This is a genomic window from Natronogracilivirga saccharolytica, assembly GCF_017921895.1.
GTDB lineage: Bacteria > Bacteroidota > Rhodothermia > Balneolales > Natronogracilivirgulaceae > Natronogracilivirga > Natronogracilivirga saccharolytica.
The window spans coordinates 178,091-194,487 of the sequence record NZ_JAFIDN010000006.1; the positions used below are offsets into that span (position 1 = coordinate 178,091).

Annotated in this window: 15 protein-coding genes and 1 tRNA gene; 7 read left to right on the forward strand and 9 right to left on the reverse strand. The window is 48.3% G+C overall.

Translation table 11 applies throughout. From position 1 onward, the window contains the following. Window positions 1–6: 6 nt before the first annotated feature. Both ahcY and NATSA_RS09365 read left to right on the forward strand, forming a co-directional pair. A complete protein-coding gene (gene ahcY / locus NATSA_RS09360; RefSeq protein ID WP_210511977.1) occupies window positions 7–1,320 on the forward strand; it encodes an adenosylhomocysteinase in 1,314 nt (437 codons plus the stop codon). 113 nt (window positions 1,321–1,433) lie between these two features. Then, a tRNA-Arg gene (locus NATSA_RS09365) sits at window positions 1,434–1,507 on the forward strand. A 322-nt stretch (window positions 1,508–1,829) separates the two neighbouring features. On the opposite strand, the gene NATSA_RS09370 is transcribed toward NATSA_RS09365, so the two are convergent. The 6 genes from NATSA_RS09370 to NATSA_RS09395 form a co-directional block, all read right to left on the reverse strand. After that, a complete protein-coding gene (locus NATSA_RS09370; RefSeq protein WP_210511979.1) occupies window positions 1,830–2,096 on the reverse strand; it encodes a Txe/YoeB family addiction module toxin in 267 nt (88 codons plus the stop codon). Next, a complete protein-coding gene (locus NATSA_RS09375; RefSeq protein WP_069133237.1) occupies window positions 2,093–2,335 on the reverse strand; it encodes a type II toxin-antitoxin system Phd/YefM family antitoxin in 243 nt (80 codons plus the stop codon). Before NATSA_RS09375 ends, NATSA_RS09370 begins: the two co-directional genes overlap by 4 nt. 144 nt (window positions 2,336–2,479) lie before the next feature. After that, the gene (locus NATSA_RS09380) at window positions 2,480–3,430 is read right to left on the reverse strand and encodes an NADP-dependent oxidoreductase (protein ID WP_210511981.1); all 951 of its coding nucleotides are present in this window, start codon (window positions 3,428–3,430) and stop codon (window positions 2,480–2,482) included. 732 nt (window positions 3,431–4,162) lie between these two features. Next, window positions 4,163–4,627 (reverse strand): PIN domain-containing protein, encoded by a 465-nt coding sequence (locus NATSA_RS09385; RefSeq protein WP_210511983.1) that lies wholly within the window; start codon window positions 4,625–4,627, stop codon window positions 4,163–4,165. Between the two features lie 200 nt (window positions 4,628–4,827). Then, a complete protein-coding gene (locus NATSA_RS09390) occupies window positions 4,828–5,265 on the reverse strand; it encodes a type II toxin-antitoxin system VapC family toxin (RefSeq protein WP_210511985.1) in 438 nt (145 codons plus the stop codon). Then, a complete protein-coding gene (locus NATSA_RS09395) occupies window positions 5,262–5,516 on the reverse strand; it encodes a type II toxin-antitoxin system Phd/YefM family antitoxin (RefSeq protein WP_210511986.1) in 255 nt (84 codons plus the stop codon). The genes NATSA_RS09390 and NATSA_RS09395 overlap by 4 nt, the downstream gene beginning before the upstream one ends. 196 nt (window positions 5,517–5,712) lie before the next feature. Here NATSA_RS09395 and NATSA_RS09400 point away from each other — a divergent pair, with 196 nt between their 5' ends. Further along, entirely contained in the window at window positions 5,713–6,255 is a 543-nt protein-coding gene (locus NATSA_RS09400; protein ID WP_210511988.1) for a fibrobacter succinogenes major paralogous domain-containing protein, read from the forward strand. Window positions 6,256–6,258: 3 nt separating this feature from the next. On the opposite strand, the gene NATSA_RS09405 is transcribed toward NATSA_RS09400, so the two are convergent. Both NATSA_RS09405 and NATSA_RS09410 read right to left on the reverse strand, forming a co-directional pair. Next, on the reverse strand, window positions 6,259–6,435 hold the full coding sequence (locus tag NATSA_RS09405) for a hypothetical protein (RefSeq protein WP_210511990.1): 177 nt from the start codon (window positions 6,433–6,435) through the stop codon (window positions 6,259–6,261). 185 nt (window positions 6,436–6,620) lie between these two features. Continuing rightward, window positions 6,621–7,979: a serine hydrolase domain-containing protein gene (locus NATSA_RS09410; protein WP_210511991.1), complete on the reverse strand. Its 1,359-nt coding sequence runs from the start codon at window positions 7,977–7,979 to the stop codon at window positions 6,621–6,623. Between the two features lie 399 nt (window positions 7,980–8,378). Here NATSA_RS09410 and NATSA_RS09415 point away from each other — a divergent pair, with 399 nt between their 5' ends. The 4 genes from NATSA_RS09415 (at window position 8,379) to NATSA_RS09430 (ending at window position 13,555) form a co-directional block, all read left to right on the forward strand. Then, the gene (locus tag NATSA_RS09415) at window positions 8,379–9,356 is read left to right on the forward strand and encodes an SDR family NAD(P)-dependent oxidoreductase (protein WP_210511993.1); all 978 of its coding nucleotides are present in this window, start codon (window positions 8,379–8,381) and stop codon (window positions 9,354–9,356) included. A gap of 51 nt (window positions 9,357–9,407) precedes the next feature. Next, window positions 9,408–10,541, forward strand: a complete 1,134-nt coding sequence (locus tag NATSA_RS09420; protein ID WP_210511994.1) for a hypothetical protein — start codon at window positions 9,408–9,410, stop codon at window positions 10,539–10,541. 342 nt (window positions 10,542–10,883) lie between these two features. After that, on the forward strand, window positions 10,884–12,473 hold the full coding sequence (locus NATSA_RS09425) for a hypothetical protein (protein ID WP_210511995.1): 1,590 nt from the start codon (window positions 10,884–10,886) through the stop codon (window positions 12,471–12,473). A 218-nt stretch (window positions 12,474–12,691) separates the two neighbouring features. After that, on the forward strand, window positions 12,692–13,555 hold the full coding sequence (locus NATSA_RS09430; protein WP_210511996.1) for a formate/nitrite transporter family protein: 864 nt from the start codon (window positions 12,692–12,694) through the stop codon (window positions 13,553–13,555). A gap of 142 nt (window positions 13,556–13,697) precedes the next feature. Here NATSA_RS09430 and NATSA_RS09435 read toward each other — a convergent pair whose 3' ends face one another. Further along, complete coding sequence (locus NATSA_RS09435) at window positions 13,698–16,397, reverse strand: cation-translocating P-type ATPase (protein WP_210511998.1); 2,700 nt, start codon at window positions 16,395–16,397, stop codon at window positions 13,698–13,700.

Genomic DNA, 16,397 nt, shown 5'->3' on the forward strand with positions numbered 1-16,397 from the left:
GATTTTATGACGACGACTGTAAAAGAGAAGAAGTTGCCTTACAAAGTTGCAGATATTTCCCTGCACGAATACGGCCGGAAGGAGATCCGGCTTGCAGAAGCCGAAATGCCCGGCCTTATGGCCCTGAGGGAGGAATTTGGCCCGCAGAAACCATTGAAAGGAGCACGCATTGCCGGATGTCTGCACATGACGATCCAGACCGCAGTGCTCATCGAAACACTCGTTGAACTCGGCGCAGATGTCCAGTGGTCATCATGCAACATTTACTCGACCCAGGACCATGCAGCGGCAGCAATAGCCAAAGCCGGGGTACCGGTGTACGCATGGAAGGGCATGACCGAGGAAGAGTACGACTGGTGCATTGAACAGACCCTTTACTTCAGGGATGGCCAGCCGCTCAATTTGATTCTGGATGATGGCGGCGACCTCACCAATATGGTTCTGGACAATTACCCCGAACTGGCAAGCAAACTCAACGGTATTTCCGAAGAGACCACGACAGGTGTACTGAGACTGTATGATCGCATGAAGGCCGGAACGCTGCCTGTGCCGGCTATTAATGTCAACGACTCCGTAACCAAGTCCAAGTTTGACAATAAATACGGTTGCAAAGAATCCTGTGTGGATGCCATCCGTCGTGCCACCGATGTGATGATGGCCGGCAAAGTCGCCGTTGTAGCAGGTTACGGTGATGTCGGCAAAGGCTCGGCTGCCTCCCTGCGCGGTGCTGGAGCCCGCGTTATCGTCACTGAAATAGATCCGATCTGTGCACTGCAGGCTGCCATGGACGGCTACGAAGTCAAAAAGATGGCCGATGCCGTGGAAGAGGCCGATGTGGTCATTACCGCAACCGGCAACAAGGATATCCTGACCGATGTTCACTTCCGGAGCATGAAAGACAAAGCTATTGTCGGAAACATCGGTCACTTTGACAACGAAATCGACGTCAAATGGCTGAAAGACAATGCCGAAGAGATCAACATCAAGCCCCAGGTTGACCTGTTCCGTTTTGATGACGGACGCGAAATCATCCTTCTGTCACAGGGCCGGCTCATGAATCTGGGCAACGCTACCGGTCATCCGAGTTTCGTGATGAGCAACAGCTTCACCAATCAAACACTGGCTCAGATGGCACTCTGGCAGCGTCCCGATGACTTCGAAGTTGGTGTGCATGTCCTGCCGAAAGACCTGGATGAAAAAGTAGCGCGTCTCCACCTGAAGAAAATCGGCGTGGAGCTTGACGAACTGAATGATGGGCAGGCGCAATACATCGGAGTCCCGAAAGAGGGCCCGTACAAATCCGAAATGTACCGTTACTAAGAATACACTGACGGCAATTTGCAATAAGGGCTGACCGGGGGAGACACATTCCGGCTCAGCCCTTTATTGTGTTATTCTCAAAAACCTCTTATCTTTGAATTCTCGGCAAAAATGCGCACGTAGCTCAGCTGGATAGAGCGTCTGACTACGGATCAGAAGGTCGGGGGTTCGAATCCTCCCGTGCGTACCCGAATACAAAGCCCTGTGTTGCAATACATTATAGCAATGCAGGGCTTTTGTTATTTTGGGACGAAAAATGACATTTTTTTAACCTTGATATTCTGAACAAGCTGATTGGATTTTGCAACTTCCCGGATTGTGACACTTGCATGTTAATCGATACATTTTAAAGACCCGTTGACGGTACTTGGGGTGGTGCTGCTTGCCGGATAAGCATGCATGAAATAAAATACAGGGGAGTCAGCCTTTTGCAAAGGTGTGCCTTGTAATACGATATTTTGCAGGATTCATGAGTCCTGGCTAAGAGCAATGCGTGTTACACTCCCAGTTCAACCGTAATGAGTCCACATACGAATCACTTTTACAATTTTTTCTTTCTCGAGTACCTGGTAGACCAATCGGTGCCGGATATTTATACGCCTGGAGTACGCCCCCTCTAATTTCCCAATAAGTTTTTCATAAGGAGGATATTCTTCAAAAGGATTCTCTTTAATTATTTCCAATAACTCTTTAATCTTGGGCTTTAACCCTGAAGAAGCCGCTTTTCCGGCATCTTTTTTTGCTTGTTTTGTGTAAACGAGTTTGTATTTACTCACCAGTCAAGCTCTTCATCGGTTTCTTCAACAGGGGTCTGCAGTCCTTCAATTATGGATTCCTGCATTCCAGGAATGGAAGACAGATAGAGTGTTTCCTGAATCGAACGCCAGTCATCCTCGCTGATAAGTACCGCATTGGTTCTCTTACCTGTAATTTGAATTGGCTCATGAGTTTCAGAAGCCTCATCCAATAGCCGGTAAATCTCTTTACGAGCCTGGGTCGCAGTTAATGTCTTCATAATAGTGTGGACTTAATTATGTTATCCATCATAATCAATAACGTACGTTAATCCGTACTTGTTGTCAAGCTTTAGAAGTAAGGTAGCAAAATGACCCATCCGGGCTGTCCCATCACCTCATGATGATAGTAGTCCTTATCCGCCTTACGGGGTTATCACCATCTTGCCCCTGGTATGCAGTAATTCGACCTGCTCCAGCGCCTTGCCCGCTTCTTCCAGGCGGAATGCCTTTGTCACCGGCGCTTTCAGTTCGCCGTTGTCCGCCAATTCACTTATCTGCTCCAGCTGACGCGCATTCGGCTCAACAAACACATACTGAAACCGGATGTCGGACCGCCTGTCCGGGTTGCTGTTCGTGATGGATACGAGCCTGCCATTTTTTATCAGCGTATCCATACTCTGCGCCAGTGCCTCGCCTCTTGAGCAGTCAAAGATCATATCCACACCGGCCGGGACAATTTTCTCCACAGCTTCCCCTACGTGTCCCTCTTTATAGTCCACCGTATCATCAGCACCAAGCTCCTTCAGGTAGTCGTGGTTTTTGCTGCTTGCCACACCGATCACCCGCGCCCCATTCCATTTCGCAAACTGGACCGCGAACGTGCCTACGCCTCCGGATGCTCCGAGGATCAGAACCGTATCTCCTTTCTGCACCTTGCCGGCATCAAACAGTGACTGCCAGGCCGTAAGTCCGGCCAGCGGAATACCCCCGGCTTCTTCCGTGGTGAGATTTGTCGGGCTGTGCGCCAGGTAGCTTTCGGGCAGCGAGATGTATTCGGCAAAGGCTCCGTGCTGAATCAACGGTCTCCGCGCATATGCATATACCGCGTCTCCTTCGCTGAAACGCCGTGCAGCATGTCCGCGCGCTTCCACAACCCCCGCCACATCCCATCCTGGAATCAGCGGAAATTCCGAAGGAATAAAATCTTTCAGCATTCCACGGACTATTGCGCTGTCAACCGGGTTCACGCCTGCCGATTTCACACGGACAAGTACTTCTCCCTCCCCGGGTTCCGGCCGGTCCAGTTCTCCGGTTGTAACCGAATCCGGTCCGCCAAACGCTGCTATGTAGGACGCCTTCATTTTTTTACTCATAATCGTCTTGTTTAATGTTGATCGTTAATGGATATCGTTTATGGCATCTATCGGTAAAACAGTTGCCGGAGAGCATACGTTTCGAGACGGCATTGATCGATCATATCCCGACGCAATCGACCGCAACACCGAACTCGCACCGCTTGATTGGGTGCGGCAGCTGCCCTGGATTTTTTTGATGTCGGATAAACAGCCAAATAAACTGAGGTATCGGTGTGTACTGCCCCTGCTCCGAGATGCACCATAACTGGAATGGCGGATGATTGCCATAGCCAAACGTTTGATCATCCGGGTTCAGGGAACGCAATATTTTCTATGGCCGTCCAATAGACCTTGGGCCGGTGAGTGCCGGAATCGTTCCGGACACGTCAACCGTTGAGCCTCTATATATGTTTGGTGCAGTCACATGAACTGTAAAACCGATTCTGAAAATTGTTTGCAGTACAAAACTGTTAAAAGACAGCGGAATCGCTTAGGCCGGAAAGGATTCTTTACTGGTCAGGGATGAATATTGCCTGTTGACAATGGAGGCCATATATATGTTACAGAGCTGATTAAGGATGGGCTTCTAATTTCAGGAATCTTATTTTTGGATATTATTTACTGCGAACCGAATGTTTTTGCCTTCTTTGCCGGAAATAGTCCAGAATTTCTTTGGCAGACTTTCCCTTCGTATCGGCCGCGATCCGATCACGCTCTTTACGGACTGTTTTTACACAATCAAATTTTTTTTCAGTTGTCGTCTTCATAATCAAAAGATTCACGAGGGTTTCTTATTTCCAACGTTTGATATCCGAATTTAAGATTGACCGAATTATACCCTTGAATTCGCTCAATGTTTACAATGTGCTTGAAATTCCAACTTACGAGCAAATCTGCTTTTTGGATTGTTGCAATCGCAATGTGGAAGCAATCGGCCATACTTGATGGACCTACAACGTTCTCGGCGATGTAATTTTTTGCCAGTTTTACGGCTTCTTCACCCAGATTTACATGTTGCAACCTATTGTCAGGAATAGAGTTGACAAAACTGGTAATGTCATCGGGTGCAGAAGAGAGCTCATCGTCGATAACATCTGAATACAGGAGGATAATGTCAGTTTGAAACACACGATCAAAAAATTTATCTGTCCAAAAAGCAAATTCATCATCGAATTTGCCTCCAAAAACGGATGTATCAAGGTAAAAAGTTCTCATAGACTCAATATAGCCACTGAGTGTCTGGAGACAAATATTAGATTACTATATCCCGTGATAAGGAGTACTTCCCTATTGGCATTACATCAAAACTGCAAATCAATGAAGCTCTCCAACGGCCAGTGTTTTACCGGAAGGCGGTAATTATGAACAGAAAAGACTGGCGAAAATCAGTCCGCCTGTCCGGTTGAAACACAATGTTACGTTTCGGTACCAGAAAATTCCCAAGGATTAATGATATGAACTCCAGATGGTTTCATATCACTGACATTTCTTGTCACCACACTTAAATCATGGACCAGAGCCGTTGCTGCAATTAAGCCGTCAATAGCCGGTAGAGGTGTACCCTTGGTTTCAGAGAATGCCTGAATCTCGCCCCATTTTTTTACCTCAGCCATAGTAACGTCAAGAACCCGATTTCGAAACCTTTGCTTAAAATCATTATTGACCCAGTTAACAAGTGTGGTCTTTTTCTTTGATGCCGATAGTTTTTCGATGCCCTTAATCAACTCCCCGAAAGTAATAACACTTAAATACATTTCGGTTTCATCGTTGTCGGAAAACCAGGTTTTTACATTTGGCTCTGGCTGATTTTTTGTGAGTTCAGAGATGCAGCAGGTGTCAATCAGGAAGCTCATAACGAAACATCGCGTGAAGAGGATTTGTCCCTTCTGGTATCAAGTTCGACAGAGTTGAGAGGGGACGACTGCAAAAAATTGACAAGTGAGTTTCCGGGACGGTCCAGTTTGCGATAGTCCTCAATGGAAAGGACGACCACAGAGTCTTTTCCGTGTTTACTGACAAACTGAGGTCCATCTTCGGAAGCTTTGCGAACCAACTCGCTGAACCTGTTTTTGGCGTCTTGTAAGTGCCACTTTTTGATTTTCATGCCATTTATATATGTCTAGACTGTCTAGTTTGAAATATACCTATAAAACTTGAACCATGACAAATTATTGTCGATCACGGTATGCAGCGATCAGAAACTTAACTGGTTATTATATGTCAAAACAGTTCATACGGAAATCTTAATATTTCATTCCAGCCTAAAGTGCTGAAGTTATTTTTACTATTAAAAGAAAACTATGAAAAAGATCGCTTACGCTGCATTTGCATGCTTAGTTTCTGTATTCGTATTGACCAGCTGCGGGATATTTGGTTCGGACGACGATGATTCCATCAATGGTAATAATGGCAATTGGCCCAGGGATACCGAAACCGAGGTGGTCGATGTCACCAATCCTGAAACAGGACGCATCTGGATGGATCGCAATCTGGGTGCTTCGCGCGTGGCGACCTCTCCCGTCGACCCCGAGGGTTATGGCGACAGATACCAGTGGGGCCGCCCGGCCGACGGGCACCAGGAGACCCCCTTTTCAACTATTTCCGCATTAAGCCGCTTTGACCAGCCTGGCCACGGGCATTTTATCACAAGCAGCAGTGAGTATAATTTGGATTGGCGCAAAAGCAATGGTTCGATCTTCTCTACCGGTGCCCCTTATGGCCACTATTGGTCGAGTACCGTATCCGATAGCCACGCACAGTCACTGGAATTCAGTGTGCCTGCCCACGTACGAGATTTCGGCCGGGTGTCGGGTCTCTCTGTCCGCTGCATCAAGGACGAATGAGCCTTAGAATTCCTTTTTCTCAACAGGCTTCAAAACTACGATCAGGAAGGTTGCGACCGGACCAATGAGCAGCGATATCAGCCACCAGGCCAATCCGCTCCGTCCTTTGCTTTGTGCCAAACCGGCGTTGATAAGCGAAAGTGTTCCCCATCCTGCGGCGTATGGTGTCGGATCATTCATAATTTCGGATTGATTCGGTTATTAGTTGATTGAATGTTGATTGAATCCGGGTTATTAAGATGATTAGCCGGTGCCCGGCGGGGTGAACGATTGTGCTACGCGAAAACGGCGGACAAAACCGCAATAACACATCCGCATAAATATCAAACATATACCGGAATAACAAAAGGAATTGCTGAGACAGCTTACGGAATGCTTTGAATCTTTTCCAGGCGATCTTCGAGCCTTGAGGTTTCGGGATACAGTGTGATTGCGAGTTCAAATATCTTTTGCGCTGTCTCCGGCTGTCCCCTCTCCAGATAAAAATCGCCGAGCCGGATGAACTCACTCAGACTGAAGTCGCATTCATCGCCGCGCTCTTCTCTCAGTTCACTGTAAAATAATATGGCTTCTTCGATTCCACTTTGCTCAATCACACTTCCCAATACATGGGAAACCGGTTCTCTCACTTCAACAGATGCAGAAAGCCCGAACAGCAAATCACGCAGTGCAAAATAGGTTCGCGAGGTACACTGTTTGGTATTGTCCAGAATGATCAATGTATAGTCGCTGAACGCGAAGTATGTCAGCTGAGAAGAAAATCCGTGTATATTGCCGGAGTGACTCACCACCAGATCATTTTTAGACCCGATACGCTGGCTTCCGATGAAAACACCGTATCCGTAGTCCTCTTTCTGGGGTGTAACCATATTTTGCAGATATTCCTGATCCTCGAGCAACAGGCCGTCAAACAGCGCCCTCGTCCATTTGAAAAGATCTTTCGCTGTTGAGTACATCATACCCGCCGAAAAGCCGGCGCTTGAGTGGAAAAAAGGTGCACGCTCATATCCGGCCGGTGTTCTTTCATAACCCTCCGCAAGCCGTTCTATGATTTTTCCCGTAGCAGCGTACCCGGTGTCCTCCAGTCCTGCCGGCTCCAGAATGTATTTTTGCAGCGCTTCTTCATAGGTAAGGCCGCTGGCCTGCTCAATGATGAGTCCGAGCAGGTAATATCCGGAGTTACCGTAGTTCCAGTCCGTACCCGGTTCAAACTCAAGTTCCAGTTCAGAAAAGTGTTTTACAAACTCATAGCGGTCATGTTCATGAATCGCTTTTTCTTCCAGGAACCCGGGCAGCTCCAGGTAATCGGGAATACCCGCTGTCTGAACCAGCAGTTGTTCGATGGTGATGCGATTACCGGGCCCGGCGGGATAATCCGGCAGGAAATCGGTAATGACGTCATCAAGAGCAAGCTTGTCAGCTTCAACAAGGCACAGGACCAGATTGGCAGTAAATGATTTGGTGATGGAAGCTATTTTAAACCTTGTATCTGTGGTGTTCGGGATATCCCACTCGAAGCTGGCCGTCCCGAATGCTTCGTGATAGATGATATCATCGCCGTCTGCCGCCAGGACCACGCCGTTAAACAGGCCAAAGTCATGCAGACGGGAGAGTGTTTCATCGATCGCATCCGCCGGATCATTTGTCAGGCCATGGGCCGGACTGATGGAGCACAGGATCAATCCGGAAGCAAAAACGATTCGATATAGGAACCGATTAATCATACTCTGAAAATGGGACTGTATGTAATTATGACCGGCTTTGAAAAATTTCAGCATTCCGGCCGGACAAAAATCGGATGCCGGTAAATATTAGTTGATCTGTATTGGTCGATCATCCCGTCCGCCAGTGCAAAACTAAGAACCACATGTTAATAAAGTATGTAGTTATATGTTTTTCCTCAAGACGCGGCCAGCCGTGCTGCGCCCAGATGGGGTGACCCAGACCCGGCATCATGTGAAGTGAGAGATTTGATGTCAGACAGAAGCCAAGGTATATCCATACAGATTACCCTTGCTCAAACGTTTATACGTAAATTACGATATCAGGCTGCCGGACACGTATTCCATCGGCTTACCGGATGCACCGTTTTCCGTAAAACTTTTTACATGGGGGGATAAACAATGAAATCGCGTACGGTTATTATTACCGGGGCCAATTCGGGAATCGGAAAGGCCGCCGCCATCAGATTTGCATCCGAAGGACATACCGTCATTATGGCGTGCCGGGACTCTGAGCGAAGCCGGCTGGCTTTCAAAGAGGTACGGCAAACTTCCGGCAGTGAGAACGTCTTTCCCGAATTTGTGGATATGGGCTCGTTCGGGTCGATCCGGTCATTTTGTTCATCCTTCAAGAAGACGTACGGCTCCCTGGATATACTTATTCACAACGCCGCCTACGTCAGCCACGGCGCGCCCTATCAACTTTCTCAGGATGGAATAGAGATAACATTCGCCACAAACACGGCTGGCCCGTTCCTGATGACCATGATCCTCAAGGAGCTGCTGGCCGGATCCGACGACCCGCGCATTCTGCATGCCGGAAGCAATATCATCAAACATTTTTTTAATCCCAAAAAGGAGCTTGATTTTTCCGATTTGCAGGGAGAAGCGGGCAAAAACCGCAATCACAGTGTCTATATCACCTATCGTAACTCCAAGATGGCACTGCTGATGCTCACCCGCAGAATGGCCGGTGAATTCAAAGAGTCCGGAATCAAGGTGAATTACCTTCAGATCAACGGAGCAACGATGTCAAAGGAAACGCTCAACAAAATGAAACCCAATTGGAGAGCAATCGCCCGGATCCAGAACCTGTTTTTCCGTCCGCCTGAGTTCACGGCAAATTGCTATTATGAGATCTGCACTTCCGAAGCATTCAGAAATGTAACCGGACAGGCGATCAATCACCGCCTGGAAATCATGCAACCCGCAGCGGAAAAACCGGGATTACTCATGGATATCAGGCAGTCTTTGGGTGCAGGCTATATCCCCTTTTATGCCCGGCGGGATGAGGTGATTGCCAAAGTCTGGGACAAATGCATGGAACTGACGGAAATGGCACTTACGGAACAGGCAGAGCCGGAACCTGATGTCCCTTAAACATTAGCTCGAATCTGAATCATTCAACTTTCATGATTAATCCCGCCATCAATGTCCACGTACCCTTCTTCTCAAGAACGCCAAAGCGATGCGGCATTATCCGTAGCCGACGCCGGTTTCATCTGCACTCCTTTCGAGCTGGTGATAAACCCGATGGAACGTCTGCTGCTCATCAACATTGAAAACGATCCGGATTCACTCTATATCGGGTTTGAGCCGCAGGTGTTTGACGATGAAATCAACGGCAGCGGTATCCTGGTCATCGCATGGCGAACTGACGGACGGGTGGATGTGTACCATCAGCCCCAATTGCAGCCCGATCCCGCCAGATATGACATCGCCGGAAAAGGACTTGCACACATGATTGAGCATCCGCTGGAAGGGGCTTATCTGGAGGTGGATGACCGCGGCGCACAGACGTGGTTTGCTTTTGAGGATATCGACGGGCGTCCGGTTGAAGTCACTGTTTCGGAGGCTCATCCCGCCAGGCGGAAACCGTTCGGACTGCTTGCACCGATGGGTGATGCGGCAGAAAGCCCATCAGCCATGCCGCTGGTGCTGCTGCACGATTTTTATTTCGTCCGCCGCTCACATACCCGGATCAGCGTCAGGATCGGCGGTCGTCACCATCGGCCGGATACACTCCCCATGCCGCTTGACTTTCGCCGGATGTATTTTGCGCGGTACAGTGCCGATCCGCTTATTGTAACCATGAACCCCGCTTTCAATGGAAAGCTTAATCCACTGAAAGTTTCTGATAATGGGTATGCCAATACGGGCGACACCCGTTATGAGTTGATTCAAGCAGGTGGAAAAACCGGGATCAAAAGCATCAGCCGGTGCCACAAGCATCATAAAGTGAGTCTGAATTTTACTCCTGCGTTTCCGGATGTGTTGTCACTTGCTGACAGCACTGAGTCCGGGGGCGACTTTGAGATCCACGGGCATCCTTCCACCGGAAAAGTCGGCGGTGTTTATACGGTCGGGAAACGGGACGGAGTAACCCGCATCAGCATGACCCCTTCCCGGGGATGGATACCGAATGAGAGCAAGTGGTCTCTCCGGTTTCTTTATACTGTTGGCAAGGTGTTCAAATCCTGGCCGAAGACGTATACCTGGACGGCAACGCTCACGTCGGATAAGTCCGGGCAACTGCAGATGGTCTCTGCATGGCAGCGAAAATGAGGGGCAAATCAGGTGCTGAAGATTTCCTGTTCAGCCGGGCCGGATAAAATACGGTTTAGCAATAAATGCATTTGATTCAACGACTATGCGTCCTGAACGATGTCCGGTCAGGGGTATTTCAACAGTACAGTCCAGCACTTCCAATAGTTTCATTCAAATCACGTTTTTAAAATAGATATATGAATCATTCTGCCCTTTGGTGTAATGACCGGACCCTATGTGCACCTCATATGTAAGTCCTGCATTATCCCGTCTCTTTACAGGCTTTAGATCCAAGATGTAAATATTGTTGCACAGCTTTTCCCAGGGAATTTTTGACGCAGCCTCTAATCAGGAAACCCGGTGTACAGAAAATTACCGCCACTTGCTGCGCCGCCGAAAAGCGGACTGATTGGCACTTATGCCAAACCTGTCCGGGATGATGTCTTCCCGGGATGGATTCTCTATACATTATCGTCTGTAACATTCCGTAGATCTGTCTTCACTTTCCTGGCGCTGCTGATCCTGACAATATTCTGGACAATTCTGCCTGCCGGGCCCGCATCCTCCCGGACACGCAACACTCTTTTCGGCTGGGATGAGTGGGTCCGCATGATGATCCATGACCCTTCACACAGTTACGGAGGCGTGTTCTATGACCGGGGGCTTTACCGATATGTGACACCCCTTATGCCCAAAGAGCACGATCTGGACCTGCATACCTATGAATTTACTACTGTTGACCTCTACGAATGGTATTACTCCGGAGAGGACGGGTTTCGCGCTTATACAGGAAGCATGAACCTTGGCAAGTTCCTCACCAGTTATGATTTACGGAACCGGCTGGAACTATCTGACCGGATGGACATGAATATTCACGTTCATCGCCGCTCTGATATGCGGTCAGACCGGGGATTGCTCTGGCTTGGCTTCGATTACAATTTGCGAAATGGACGAACCTTGGGCATCCGGCAAACCCTGACCGAAGAAAAAAGCGATCTTGATGTAGCGCTGTTTTACCGGCACGGAAGACCGGGGTATGGCTTTATACAGCTGGAATCCAATATACTGGATTACGGCAACAATGCCATCTATGCTCTAAGCAAAAGCCGAGACCGTGATTTTGATGAGAGCCGCAAGTACCATCGCCGGCCGGTACTGTTTTCTTTCAGGGCTTCCTCTCCCGAGTGGTCAGGATGGCGCGGTGAGGCCATGGCAGGTATCCTGACCCGGTCGCAGACTCAGGTCGGGGCACAAAGCAGGGTTGATATCAATACCCGTGACCGGCAAAAAAGTCATTACGCCGGGACGCTTCTCGAATGGTCCGCAGACTGGATAACTGCTGCTCTTACATGGCAGTACAAATATTCATGGTTTGCCCGTGAGAACTATACAGACAACTACACGGAACCCATCGATTATGGAAACAGTCAAGTTCAGAGCCGCTTCGGGGTATTTCTGGGTTTACAAACAGGACGAGTTCAATTTCAAAACTGGGTTTTCCGTGCCAATGTCCGGGACAATCAAAAGGACGAGCATCGCGAAGTGTTCTGGCAATGGGGTCAATTCAACTACCAGATCTATCCTTTTGTTTTCCGGGAAAACCGGATCATGATGAAAAACCGTATTCTCTACATGCCGGAAATGAGAGGATTTCTTGGTGGCATTGAATGGAATGCGGATTACCGTGATTTTACAAGTGACACATTCATAAGTGAAGAATTTGGCATCATTTCCGGCTTCGCATATCAGGAAAACTATCCCTGGTCACTCGTCGAAACCAATGAGCGTGTAACACTGCTGTTCGGCTATCGGTTTTCACCACGTGCCTGCCTCTTCATGGGATTGTCGTACGACGTTGACGGGGACATGTACATCGGCCGGCTGAACATGAAGTCTGATTCACGTTCTCACTTTGATGGTGGTTTCGGCCGGCTGATGATGACCTGGTAAATGCGTTAATATTGATTTATCCAGTCACGATCATTCACTGATAAAACTGAGCGTCCGTGTGTGGTTTATGTACCCGAAGGGTTTTCCCTTTTTTGAAAAGAAATGTGATTTATACGTATCTTTCCAGGCATCAAGAATGTTTTCATAAAAAAAATAAACCTCACTTGATCAGGGATTCCGGTTTTTACTAAAGCAAAACATCACATTTTTTATATACATTGACCGACTCCGATAAGTATTCAAATAATCACAGCACCTCTTCCAGATATCCCGTTTTAAACCTGGACGCCTATTCCCCTGAGGAGGTCGCCAACCAGGTGGTGCATGTAGGTGTAAAAAAAGTTCGTTTCCCGACAGTTGCCACTATGATGCTCGGTTTGCTGGGCGGCAGTTTTATTTCTCTTGGTGCGCTTTATCACATTATTGTTCTTGCCAGTCCTTCCATAGACAACAGCACCGCCGCCATTGTCAGCCCCTTCCTCTACTCCATGGGCTATATCATTGCGTTTATCACGGGTGCCGAAATTTTCACGACCAACAATCTGGCTGTAATGAGTCTGGCCTCCGGAAAAATCCGGCTTATGGAACTGGTGAGAAACTGGTCTGTCGTTCTGATTGCCAATATATTGGGAGCTTCCGGAGTAGTCCTTCTTTTTTTCTTTTCCGGACAGAGCTACCTTTTTGACGGACAACTGGCAAAAGAAACCCTTGTTCAAAGCTCTGAAAAGCTCTCTTTTAGTGTTCCTCAAATGTTCATTCAGGGGCTTTTCGGAAACATGCTCATTTGTGCCGGAGCATGGCTTGCCATGGCCGGAAGATCCGTCACAGATAAGTTCATTGCACTTATCTTCCCCCTTTCAGCGGTCACAGCCATCGGTTTTCAGCATGCAACAGGCAATATGTTTTACTTTTTTCTCTCATTCCTTTTTTTACAGGACGGTCAGGGGGAAGTCTATGAGATCACTTTCACGTACTTTCAGGTAATAACCAGTCTCACTGTAGTTGCCATCGGAAATATCGTCGGAGGCGGACTGTTTATCGCCATGAGTTACTATTTTGTCTACGTATACTGCAAGTGGTAACCCTTACTACCTTTGGGGACTGCGAAACACCCTGCCCCGCAACACAGTTACGTCAAAAGGCGAAATGCTCACAACTTTCTTACCCCGGGAACCTGCAAAGATATAACTATCTGGGAAACACCACTAGTGCCATTTGCCTCCGTTAACCGGCCTTTGACCTGAAGACAAACTTTTCGAGCTCAACCAGAATGAAGGTCAGCACTCCGGCCGCCAGGGCCCATAGCCAATAGATTCCATTAACTGAATCGGTACTGAACCAGGTATTCATGAATGGAGCGTAGACAAATCCCAGCTGAAGTACGGCAAGTACTCCAATTGCCGGAAAAAGTGCCTTGTTATTGAAAAATCCGGATCCAAATGCAAAGTTGTGCAGACTTCTGCAACTGAGCAGATAAAACAGCTGACCAAGGACGAGCACATTGATCGCGGCGGTCCGGGCCAGTTCATTTTCCGCTCCGTTCAGATACAGGTAGTAAAACGTACCAAGCGTTAAACCGCCAACGATGACCGATACAAAAAGCAACCGCCATACGAAATACAGGTCAATGATCGGAGCGTCCGGATGTCTTGGTTTGCGTTTCATAATACCCGCCTCTGCCGGCTCAAACGGCAATGCCAGTGCCAGGGTAACCGCTGTTACCATATTGACCCACAATATCTGAACCGGTGTTACGGGCAGAGTGATACCCAGAAGAATAGCTGTTATGATCAGTAGCGCCTGAGCCCCGTTAGTAGGTAGAAGAAAAAGGATCGCTTTCTTCAGATTGTCATATATAGCACGGCCCTCTTCCACCGCCCGCGCTATAGATGCAAAATTATCATCAGCCAGAACCATTTCGGCTGCTTCCCTGGTAACTTCAGTTCCTTTTATTCCCATCGCAACACCCACGCTTGACCGTTTCAGTGCGGGGGCATCATTAACACCGTCTCCGGTCATTGCCACTACATGGTCCCTTTTTTGCAGTGCTTTCACGATGCGAAGCTTGTGTTCCGGGGTGGTGCGGGCATATACGTCATAATCGGTTACCATATCCACCAGTTCTTCATCGGAGGTCTCTTCCATATCCTGCCCTGTTATCGCCTCCTTCCCTTCACATATTCCCAGCTGCTCACCAATTGCCCGCGCAGTAATGGCATGATCACCGGTAATCATTTTTACCCGGATTCCCGCCTCTTTGCACTTTTTCACAGCTTCAACCGCTTCAGGCCGGGGAGGATCAATTATCCCGACAAATCCGAGCAGCAGGATGTTATCCTCAAGCTCCTCCCGTGAGATTTCCGTGACCGAATCATCCACCTTTTTTGCAGCCAGCGCAATTACACGCTCTCCTTTTGCAGCAATATCGTCGGTAAGGGACTGCATTTCCTCCTGATTAAAGGATGTTTCTCCGTCTGAGGTCCATACTGCTGATGACATCTCAAGAATTCGCTCGGGTGCACCCTTGACAAAAATCATGCGTTCATCGCCATTTTGATGGAGCGTGGCCATGTACTTGTGATCTGACTCAAAGGGGATGGAGTCCAGATGCTCAAAATCTTCCGTGCTGATTCCCGACTTTTTGGCGAGTGTGAGCAACGCCCCGTCAGTAGGATCTCCGTTTACTGTCCACTCCCCGTCTTTCTCTTCTGTAGTAGCTTCATTACACAACCACGATGTCTGCAGCAGGCGTCCCAGCAATTTATTCTTTTTTATCTCCTCTTCTTCCAGGGCATCTTCTTCACCCTCCTTTTTTATCGCACCTTCGGGTTTGTACCCGGAACCTTCTACCTGATAAAACCCTCCATCAACATAGATGGTTTTTGCGGTCATCTCATTTTTTGTGAGCGTTCCGGTTTTGTCCGAGCAGATGACCGTGACGGCACCTAATGTTTCAACGGACGGAAGTTTTCGGATGATCGCATTTCTTGAAGCCATTGTCTGGACCCCAAGTGCCAGTGTGATTGTCACAATGGCCGGCAGTCCCTCGGGTATGGATGCTACTGCAAGGCCAATCAGAGCAAGAAACAGCTCCATTATCTCAAAATCATGGAAAATATATCCTACCGCGAACATAACGACTACCATGAGAAGTATGGCAACCGACAGTTTTTTCCCGAAGCTTTTTATCTGACGGAGCAGGGGTGTGGTGAGCTCTTCAACCTCGCTCATCATCTGATTTATTTTGCCGATCTCTGTGTCGCCGCCCGTTTCAACTACAACCCCAGCCGCCCTTCCATAAGTCGCCATGGTACTGTTGAATCCCATGGAAGCCTGATCTGCTACTACCGCATCTTCACTAACCGGGTCTGCCGTTTTTGTTACCGGTTCTGATTCTCCGGTCAACGCCGACTCTTCCACCTGAAAATCATTTGTTTCAGTAAATCTGAGATCTGCGGGAATCTTGTCGCCGGATTCCAGCAGTACCACATCACCGGGCACCAGTTCTTCGGCTTCAACAGTCTTTTCCTTGCCGTCCCGTATCACTTTTGCTTCAAGGGACAGCATCTTCTTCAGGTTTTCCAGTGCCTGCTCAGCTTTTCCTTCCTGCACGAAACCGATAACCGCATTGATCAAAACAACAGCCAGAATAACCCAGGTGTCGATCCAGTGACCCATCAGCGCCGTCATTACAGCAGCGACAATAAGGATGTAGATCAGCACATCATGAAACTGCATGATAAGGCGCATCACCGGTCCCCTCTTTTTTTGTTCCGGAAGCTTGTTGGGGCCGTATTTTTCGAGTCTTTTGCTTGCTTCTTCGGAAGTGAGTCCCTTTTTTGGATCCGTATCAAGTGCTGATACCGCCTCCTCCTTGTCCAAACTGTGCCAGTTTCCGGCTTTCTTATTTTCCTTTGACGTCAT

Coding starts and splice junctions, on each gene's coding strand:
- NATSA_RS09405 (WP_210511990.1), bottom strand. CDS start 6,435: ATGAATGATCCGACACCATACGCCGCAGGATGGGGAACACTTTCGCTT.
- NATSA_RS09375 (WP_069133237.1), bottom strand. CDS start 2,335: ATGAAGACATTAACTGCGACCCAGGCTCGTAAAGAGATTTACCGGCTA.
- NATSA_RS09385 (WP_210511983.1), bottom strand. CDS start 4,627: ATGAGAACTTTTTACCTTGATACATCCGTTTTTGGAGGCAAATTCGAT.
- NATSA_RS09390 (WP_210511985.1), bottom strand. CDS start 5,265: ATGAGCTTCCTGATTGACACCTGCTGCATCTCTGAACTCACAAAAAAT.
- NATSA_RS09395 (WP_210511986.1), bottom strand. CDS start 5,516: ATGAAAATCAAAAAGTGGCACTTACAAGACGCCAAAAACAGGTTCAGC.
- NATSA_RS09410 (WP_210511991.1), bottom strand. CDS start 7,979: ATGATTAATCGGTTCCTATATCGAATCGTTTTTGCTTCCGGATTGATC.
- NATSA_RS09380 (WP_210511981.1), bottom strand. CDS start 3,430: ATGAGTAAAAAAATGAAGGCGTCCTACATAGCAGCGTTTGGCGGACCG.
- NATSA_RS09420 (WP_210511994.1), top strand. CDS start 9,408: ATGTCCACGTACCCTTCTTCTCAAGAACGCCAAAGCGATGCGGCATTA.
- NATSA_RS09415 (WP_210511993.1), top strand. CDS start 8,379: ATGAAATCGCGTACGGTTATTATTACCGGGGCCAATTCGGGAATCGGA.
- NATSA_RS09400 (WP_210511988.1), top strand. CDS start 5,713: ATGAAAAAGATCGCTTACGCTGCATTTGCATGCTTAGTTTCTGTATTC.
- ahcY (WP_210511977.1), top strand. CDS start 7: ATGACGACGACTGTAAAAGAGAAGAAGTTGCCTTACAAAGTTGCAGAT.
- NATSA_RS09435 (WP_210511998.1), bottom strand. CDS start 16,397: ATGACGTCAAAGGAAAATAAGAAAGCCGGAAACTGGCACAGTTTGGAC.